This is a genomic window from Candidatus Neomarinimicrobiota bacterium, from assembly GCA_041862535.1.
GTDB lineage: Bacteria > Fidelibacterota > Marinisomatia > SCGC-AAA003-L08 > TS1B11.
Genome location: JBGVTM010000172.1, coordinates 1 through 8,383 on the forward strand (window position 1 = coordinate 1; position 8,383 = coordinate 8,383).

General features: G+C 52.4%; 7 protein-coding genes and 1 tRNA gene. 6 read left to right on the forward strand and 2 right to left on the reverse strand.

Annotated features, from left to right (window positions below; genetic code table 11):
* The 4 genes from ACETWG_06195 to leuS all read left to right on the forward strand — a co-directional run.
* Positions 1-257 (forward strand): DedA family protein (locus ACETWG_06195; GenBank protein ID MFB0516178.1); only part of this gene is annotated, 257 nt, incomplete at its 5' end.
* Between the two features lie 100 nt (positions 258-357).
* Positions 358-945: a PAP2 family protein gene (locus ACETWG_06200; protein ID MFB0516179.1), complete on the forward strand. Its 588-nt coding sequence runs from the start codon at positions 358-360 to the stop codon at positions 943-945.
* 398 nt (positions 946-1,343) lie between these two features.
* Positions 1,344-1,417 (forward strand) — tRNA-Pro (locus ACETWG_06205).
* 272 nt (positions 1,418-1,689) lie between these two features.
* Positions 1,690-4,110, forward strand: coding sequence for a leucine--tRNA ligase (gene leuS, locus ACETWG_06210; protein ID MFB0516180.1), 2,421 nt, complete (start codon positions 1,690-1,692; stop codon positions 4,108-4,110).
* 188 nt (positions 4,111-4,298) lie between these two features.
* Here leuS and ACETWG_06215 read toward each other — a convergent pair whose 3' ends face one another.
* Both ACETWG_06215 and cutA read right to left on the reverse strand, forming a co-directional pair.
* A complete protein-coding gene (locus tag ACETWG_06215) occupies positions 4,299-4,718 on the reverse strand; it encodes a hypothetical protein (GenBank protein ID MFB0516181.1) in 420 nt (139 codons plus the stop codon).
* A gap of 55 nt (positions 4,719-4,773) precedes the next feature.
* Positions 4,774-5,103 carry a divalent-cation tolerance protein CutA gene (gene cutA / locus ACETWG_06220; protein MFB0516182.1) on the reverse strand — a complete coding sequence of 110 codons (330 nt, stop codon included), beginning with the start codon at positions 5,101-5,103 and terminating at the stop codon, positions 4,774-4,776.
* A gap of 200 nt (positions 5,104-5,303) precedes the next feature.
* Between cutA and dctP the strand changes: the two genes are divergently transcribed.
* Both dctP and ACETWG_06230 read left to right on the forward strand, forming a co-directional pair.
* A complete protein-coding gene (dctP, locus tag ACETWG_06225; GenBank protein ID MFB0516183.1) occupies positions 5,304-6,257 on the forward strand; it encodes a TRAP transporter substrate-binding protein DctP in 954 nt (317 codons plus the stop codon).
* Positions 6,258-6,494: 237 nt separating this feature from the next.
* A partial coding sequence (locus ACETWG_06230) for a S46 family peptidase (protein MFB0516184.1) occupies positions 6,495-8,383 on the forward strand: 1,889 nt, incomplete at its 3' end.

Below are 8,383 nucleotides of genomic sequence, written 5' to 3' on the forward strand. Positions count from 1 at the left end.
GGGTGTTTGTGGCTGCCCTGACGCCGATACCCTACAAGGTGTTTACCATCGCCTCGGGATTGTTTGGCTTCAATCTGGGTACCTTCACGGTGGCTTCCATCCTGGGACGAGGACTGCGCTTTTTCACTGTCGGAACACTGATCTACTTCTTCGGTCCGCCTGTAAAGAACCTGATTGACCGTCATTTCAACCTGATGGTCATTCTCTTCGCAATCCTATTAATTGGCGGTTTTGTGGTTATTAAATGGTTGCTTTGAGCCGGCTGGGAATGGCGATCGACTGGCAGGAAAAGAGAATTGAATAATACCCCCGCCAAGGGTGGTACAGGGATGAGCTGTCTGCTCTACTCCTAGTGCTATGTCACCAAACCTCGCCCGGCTTCTTTCGACCATTTTCAACCCGTTGTTCAACGCAATGCTCGCTTTCCTTATCCTTGTTGGTTTCGATGGCGATCTGGTGTTCACGCGCAAGTTAATGATATTCGGCACTGCTTTCCTGTTCGCCAGTATAGTCCCTTTCGTTCACGTGGTGTGGCTGAAGCAGCGGGGGGCCGTGAGAACCATGGACATCGAGCACCGCCAGCGCCGGTTGTGGCCGCTGCTGGTGGGGATCATAAGTTATTCTGTCGCCTTTGTCCTGCTTCATTTAATGCAGGCACCAGGCATAATTCGCGGACTAATGTTCTGCTATGCTACAAACACACTGGTAGTGATGTTGATCACCTTCATTTGGAAAATCAGTATCCACGCCATGGGTATTGCCGGTCCGATCACGGCCATGATTTTCCGGTTCGGCTGGCCAGCAGTTCCCTTTTACGTTCTGGTACTTCTGATTGCCAACGCGCGGGTGGTTCTCGGGAAGCACACTATCGGCCAGGTGGTGGCGGGGGCCTCCATTGGTACCTTTCTCACGGCCATCCAGCTGCATTTCCTATTTCTTACTTGATGGGAGAATCTGCCTTTGCAAAGAGTCTTCATTACCGGCGCAAATCGGGGTATTGGGTTGGGATTGGTGCTCCACTTGCTTACCCGCGGAGACCGGGTCTTCGCCGGCTGCCGCAGCCAAGAACAGGCTATCAGGCTGAACCGCCTCCAAGAAAACACAGCGACCGGCTAACTGTACTCCCCCTGGATGTGACTAATCAGGCAGCCATCGGCAGTGCCGTGGCGGTGGTGAAGGGATACACGGGGCGTTTGGATATCCTGTTCAATAACGCCGGAGTGGGGGGTAAATGGCGAAGAGATTCCCTGGTAAACAGCCTGCCCATCCGGCGCGATATACGGAATGGGACTTGTCGTGGCCTGATGGCATATGTAATTTCCGTCGGGAGTTGCTCCTAGAGACGGGGCATGGCGCAGTCCGGTAGCGCGCTTCGTTCGGGACGAAGAGGTCGGGAGTTCAAATCTCCCTGCCCCGACAAATTTATTAAAGTAAATAGAGACGAAGAGGTCGCGAGTTCCCCCGGAGGGGTCCCTTCGGGAAAATCTCCTTGCCCCGATACAGCAGTAATAGCGACAATATAAACCCTGGCCCGGTGGTTCTTCCAGCGGGCTTTTTTTCAAACCCTCGAAAGGATTAAAATTGGTTATGATCCTTGACTTTTTTCTCTATAAAAGCTTTATATATAGCCTTCATTTTATGGGCCCGTCAGGGATTTAGCCTATTTAAACAGTTCAACTAGAGACTAGTATGGTTGGTAAATATCCCTTCAAAGAAGCCGAGGCCAGGTGGCAGCGTCGCTGGGAGGAATCCGGCGCTCATAGCCCGGATATGGATCATCCCAGGCGCAAGCTCTACAGCCTCACCATGTACAGCTATCCATCGGGTGACAAGTTGCACATCGGCCACTGGTACAACTACGGCCCGGCCGACACCTGGACCCGCTTCAAGAAAATGCAGGGCTACGAGACCTTCCATCCGCAAGGTTTCGACGCCTTCGGTTTGCCTGCCGAGAACTACGCCATCAAGTGCGGCGTTCATCCAGCTAAAAGCACCGCCGACAACATCGCCACCATGCTGCGGCAGCTGCGGGAAATCGGCGCCATGTACGATTGGTCCAACTACGTGGATACCAGCCACCCCGACTACTACAAATGGACGCAGTGGATATTCCTGAAGCTGTTTGGAATGGGCCTGGCGGTGCAGGAAGAGGCGCCGGTGAACTGGTGCCCCGGCTGCCGGACGGTGCTCGCCAATGAACAAGTCAAGGAAGGGGGGCTTTGCGAGCGGTGCAGCACCACCGTGATCCAGAAAGAGCTCAAGCAGTGGTTCTTCAAGATCACAGCATACGCTGAAGAGCTCCTGGCAGGCCTGGATCAGATCGACTGGCCGGAGCGCACGAAAACCATGCAGCGCAACTGGATCGGGCGATCGGAAGGGGCCGATATTATCTTTAAAGTAGCCGGAGCGCCGGATAAGGATATCACCGTCTTTACTACCCGGCCGGACACGGTTTACGGCGCCACCTACATGGTCCTGGCGCCAGAGCACCCACTGGTCAATGCGATCACGACGGCAGATTATAGAAAGGAGGTGGAAGCCTACCAGGCCCGTACTACCGCAATGACCGAACTGGATCGCATCGCTCTCGGTCAGGAAAAAACCGGCATCTTCACCGGCGCCTATGCTGTCAATCCCTTTACCGGTGAGGATATCCCTGTCTGGATTGCCGATTATGTTCTGATCAGCTACGGCACCGGCGCCATTATGGCTGTGCCGGGCAGCGACGAGCGGGACTTTGAGTTCGCCCGTAAGTTCGGGCTTAAGATTGTCGAGGTCGTGTCGCCCGATGGTCAACCCCATGGAATAGATCAGTGTTATGCCGGGGAAGGGTATGCGCTTAATTCCGGCGAATTCACCGGTCTGACCACAGATCAGGCTTTTGAGGGCGTGATCCAGCATCTGGAGGAGACGGGGCAGGGGAGACGCACTGTCCAGTATCGTCTGCGAGATTGGCTTATCAGCCGGCAGCGCTACTGGGGTGCACCGATCCCGATTATCCACTGCCAAAAGTGCGGAGCCGTACCCGTGCCTTATGGAGACCTTCCCGTTCTTCTGCCGGAAGAAATTGATCTGGCGGCAGCCCGGGGCAAAGATGTCTCACCCCTGGCAACAGTGGAAAGTTTCGTGAGGACGACCTGCCCTCAATGCTATACACCTGCCAGGCGTGATACCGACACCATGGACACCTTCGTGGACTCCTCCTGGTACTTTTTGCGCTATGTGGATGCAGGCTACGCCGCTGGTCCCTTCAATCCGGACCGGGTGAAAACCTGGCTGCCGGTTGATATGTATATCGGTGGCGCGGAGCACGCCACCATGCATTTGCTCTACGCCCGGTTCGTCACCAAAGCCCTACGGGATGCCGGGTTGCTTGACTTTGACGAACCTTTTTTAAGCCTGCGGCATCAGGGGACCATTACGAACAAGGGGGCGAAGATGTCCAAACGCTCAGGCAACGTGGTGTCGCCCGACGATTTTATCGAGAAGTACGGCACCGACGTCTTCCGGGCATATCTCATGTTCATGGGGCCCTACGACGAAGGTGGTGACTGGAGTGATACCGGCATCACGGGGCTGGCCCGCTTTCAGGAACGGGTTTGGCGTCTAACGCAGCTGCCAATAAATGAAGCCCCAGAACCCGACCCTATGCTGCTCAGACTACTCCATGTGACCATTAGAGAGGTTACCAGCGACCTGGAGGCGTTGCGATTTAACACCGCCATCAGCCGGCTCATGGAGTTAACCAACACCCTTTCCAAACATGATACTATTGATCGAGAAACACACGACCGTTTTATCCAGCTTATGGCGCCGTTCATGCCGCACCTGGCGGAGGAGCTGTGGGAACGATCAGGATATACCGGGAGCATATTCGACACCTCCTGGCCTGAATACGACCCTGAGCTTTGCCAGGCAGAGACCATCACACTCGGGATTACGATCAATGGCAAGCGGCGGGGGGAAGTAACTGTTGACAAGGATGCCGACGAGGCAACTATTCTCGCTGCATCAAGAGAGGTTGAAGGGGTACAGCGGCATCTAATGGGTAAGGAGATTATCAGAGAAATTGTGGTTCCCGGCCGGGTGGTTAATTTTGTTGTCCGTTAGGGATTAGCGTTACGAGTTCCAAGTTTATAGTTATTACAATAACCAGGTTCTGCGGGGGGGATGTTGGTGTAATATGGTTTTTTCTTCTCACGTCGATTATTATACATAATATATATTATACGAATAACAAAATACTCTGAAGTATATCCTTATTTAGGAAAATTTATTGGCTGCTATAACACCTGCCTCTACTCAGTCGGCGAAGTATCTCCTTCACCAGGAGTATCGCTGCCACCTCCTCCTGTGGTTAAGGCAACTTGAGAAACAGCAAAAAAAACCATAAATACCATTCCAACAGCGATTATGGATTTGATGCGCTTTTTTCGACTGATTGCTAGCAGTTCCCGAACTTTTTCGAGCTGACTGGCGGAAAGATAATTAGCCGTAACATCTTGTTTGCCCGCTGATATATTCAGTATCTCATACTTGTTGATGATCACTTCAGCACCTGTTTGGGTACTCAGCGTAATAGTCCCATCATCCTGCGAAATTAATTCACCTTTCACAAACTGATTGCTATCCAGAAGGATTGTTACAGTTTGATAGTGTTGCCCGAAGGAAAATGTGATAAGTGCGACTATTACTATGCAATTGAGGAAAAGTCTCATTCAAGAATCTCTTAACTACCTATTAATATTATGATTGTTGATAATCTGTCCTGCGCTACTGCAGGCATTCTTGCACCCACTCAAAATATGGCAGGTGCAAGACCTCGGCATCCAGCTCTACAATCTCGGGCACTTCGTAAGAGTGATTCTCTTCAAGTAATGCTTGAACTTCCGCCACTTTTCCCTCTGTTGTTTTTATAATAAGGAGGAGTTCGCTCTCTATTTGCAGCGCCTTATTCCACTGGAATACCGACGTCACATTCGGTACCAGGTTCACACAGGCGGCGGCGCGGCTCTCAACCAACAGCCTTGCCAAGTCCTGGGCCTGGAGCAGGTCATCGTGGGTGGACAAGATGATTTTGAGGACATTTCGAACCGGTTTCATACCTTCAATGTAGCCGTAATGAAGCAAGCAGGCAAAAAAATTTCCTGCCATGGGGCATGATCACTCGTTAGCTTATTATGTTAAATGAACGTTCTCTTCCCTTAGGCAATAAGATACCGATCCACATGTCTTTTTCTTTAAACCGTTTCGCTCATTTCGGCATCTTTGTAACGGCATTTTTCTTCTTATCACTTGCACCAATGCCGAAGCCTGTTATCATCAAACTCGCCACGCTGGCTCCTGTCGGTTCACCATGGTATGAGGTTCTCCAGGACATAGTTCGAGAGTGGGAGGAGATCACTGACAATCAGGTACAGGTAAAAATGTACCCTGGCGGCGTTGCTGGCGATGAGCGGGACCTGATAATTAAAATGCGCCTCAATCATATTCAGGCTGCTGCCATGACAGCCACGGGAATCAGTGAAGTTGACAAGGGTATCTGGGGTCTTTCGATCCCACTCATATTGGAAGATTACAACCAGCTGGACTGGCTTCGGTCTCAGATTGAGGGTGAGTTGACCCGGCGGCTGGAAGAGGCTGGCTTCCTAGTTCTGGCTTGGGCTGATGTGGGTTGGGTCTACTGGTTCAGTCGGGATCCGGTCTATGTACCCCAGGACCTTCAACCGCAGCGCATTTTCACATGGTCTGGCGGGCCAAACGTTGAGGGATTATGGAAATTCGGGGGCTTTCATTCGGTATCTATTGCCGCTACGGACGTTCTGCCAGCCCTCCAGACCGGACTTATCGATGCCCTGGGCACCTCTCCCCTTACGGCTGCCACCTTTCAGTGGTTTGGCATTACCAAGTATATGAATCCTATTAAGTGGTCGGTCATGACGGGTGCAATTCTGATTACTAAACAGGCCTGGAGTCAGATACCGGCCGAACTGCGTCCGAAACTGCTGGCGGTTGCTCAAAAGCACGAAGAGCGCGTCCAGAATGAAATTCGTCATATGGATGACGAAGCCATCCGGATCATGAAGGAATACGGCCTTCAGGTAGTGGAGGTTACTCCGGATCAGAGAGCGCAGTGGCATAGTTGGCTTGAACCGCACTATAATAAGCTGAGAGGACTCCTGACCGATACCACCATGTTCGACTGGGTGATGGAGCTCCGCAAAGAGTTGCCTCCTCCTTCAACATCTTCTCCGTAGAAATGGAAGCCTGAACCGCGGAAGCGAACCACTGCATTTCCGGGAATGGCAAGGAAGAAACCGAATAAGCTCCCATTCTACCCTTCTCCATCATCATACTATAATTGATAGTTCCTTGCGACCCCGTTAAAAAGATACTGGTAGCCTAAGCGTTATTATCGCCGGTTCTGTTTGTAAATTCCGGGGGCATTCATAATGCCGAGATACCCCCTCATAAGCTCATAAAGAGGTACTGTGATGAAACTCCGTCATTATCGTTTTGTATTTCCGTTTTTCGTGCTACTCATTGCTCCCCGGCTGGCTTCTGCTGATGAGGGGATGTGGACTTTTGATAATCCGCCGCTTACGCAGTGGGCTGAAAAGTACAACTTCACCCCGGACCAGGCCTGGCTTGACCACGTGCGCTTGGCAAGTCTGCGCTTTAACAATGGTGGTTCAGGTTCCTTTGTGAGTAAGGGTGGCCTGGTGCTCACCAATCATCACGTGGCCCGCGGCCAAATTCAAAAGCTGTCGACGCCCGACAACGACCTGGTCGCCAATGGATTTTATGCCACTAGCCTGGAAGAAGAGCTGCCCTGCCCCGACCTGGAACTTAATCAGCTCATCAGCATGGAGAATGTCACCGACCGTATCCAGGCTGCCGTGGCGGATATCATCGAACCCGCTGAGGCGATTAAAAAACGGCGGGCCGTGATCGCCGAGATTGAAAAAGAAAGCATGGACGCCACCGGACTTCGAAGCGATGTGGTGGCCCTGTATGGCGGTGGTGAGTACTGGCTTTACCGTTATAAACGGTTCACTGATGTCAGGCTGGTATGGGCGCCGGAAGGGCAGGCCGCCTTCTTCGGGGGCGATCTGGACAACTTCACCTATCCGCGCCACGACCTGGACGCCACTTTCCTGCGGGTATATGAAAACAATGAACCCTATCACCCGGATCACTATTTTACCTGGAGTGAAAGTGGCGCTGAAGAGGACGAGCTGGTTCTGGTTATTGGGAATCCCGGCTCAACCAATCGCCTGCATACCTTAGCCCAGCTGGGATACCAGCGGGACTACCTGTACCACTTAACTATTGAGTACATCAATCAGCTGTTAGGTTGGTATCGGGAGTACGCCGCACAAGGGGATGAGCCCGCCCGGCAGGCGCTAAACAACATCTTTGGGCTTGAAAATGCTCTCAAGGTCCGCACCGGCGAGTTTGAAGGATTAATGAACCCTGATATCATGGCGAAGAAGGACCAGGAAGAAGAAGATTTCCGTAAACGAATCATGGACAACCGCCGCCTCGCTGAGGAATACGGCGAGATCTGGTCCATCATCGAGGGCGTGGTTGAAAAGGAGAAAACCACGCTGAAGGAAAGTTATTATCGGGAGATCAGTGGAAATCTCTTTAGATATGCCCTGACTATCGTCCGCTATGTCGAAGAGATCCCCAAACCTGATGCGGAGCGCTATCCCGGTTTTCACGATTCGGAGCTGCCCTCTCTCAAGTTCAGGCTCTTCTCCCCCGCTCCCACCTACCCGGAAATGGAAGAGTACGTCGCCGGCAAGTTTCTGGATCAGGCGAAAGAGGTTCTGGGAAAGAACGATCCCTTTATCAAAACCGCAATGGGCCGTAAATCAGGTTCTAACGTTGCTCAGAAATTATTCGATGGAACCCGTATGACCGATGTGGAATACCGTAGGGAGCTGGTAGATGGAGGCAAGGAAGCGGTGACCAAATCAAAGGATCCTTTGATTGTACTGGCCCGCAAGTTGGATCCCCTGTTCAGGGAAATGCACGAGTGGCGGGAAGAAAACATCAGCGGCGTCCTCACGCCTGCCCTGGAGAAACTCGGTCGGGCACGTTTTGATGTCTTCGGGAAGTCGAAGAATCCTGATGCTACCTTCACGCTGCGGATCAGTTACGGACCGGCAGCCAGCTACATCATGGGGACCACCGTGGTGCCGTATAAGACCACTTTCTTCGGCCTCTACGACCGGGCCACCAGCATGGGTAATAAATCCCCGTTCAATCTGGCACCCCGCTGGGTAGGCAAGGACAAGCAGCTGGACCTGAGCACCCCGGTTAATTTCGTGTGCACCGCCGACATCATCGGGGGCAACTCCGGCAGCCCCATGAT

What these genes read in the sequence shown, in the direction of transcription:
- ACETWG_06200 (MFB0516179.1), top strand. Translation starts at nt 358, where the DNA reads ATGTCACCAAACCTCGCCCGGCTTCTTTCGACCATTTTCAACCCGTTG.
- leuS (MFB0516180.1), top strand. Translation starts at nt 1,690, where the DNA reads ATGGTTGGTAAATATCCCTTCAAAGAAGCCGAGGCCAGGTGGCAGCGT.
- ACETWG_06215 (MFB0516181.1), bottom strand. Translation starts at nt 4,718, where the DNA reads ATGAGACTTTTCCTCAATTGCATAGTAATAGTCGCACTTATCACATTT.
- cutA (MFB0516182.1), bottom strand. Translation starts at nt 5,103, where the DNA reads ATGAAACCGGTTCGAAATGTCCTCAAAATCATCTTGTCCACCCACGAT.
- dctP (MFB0516183.1), top strand. Translation starts at nt 5,304, where the DNA reads ATGCCGAAGCCTGTTATCATCAAACTCGCCACGCTGGCTCCTGTCGGT.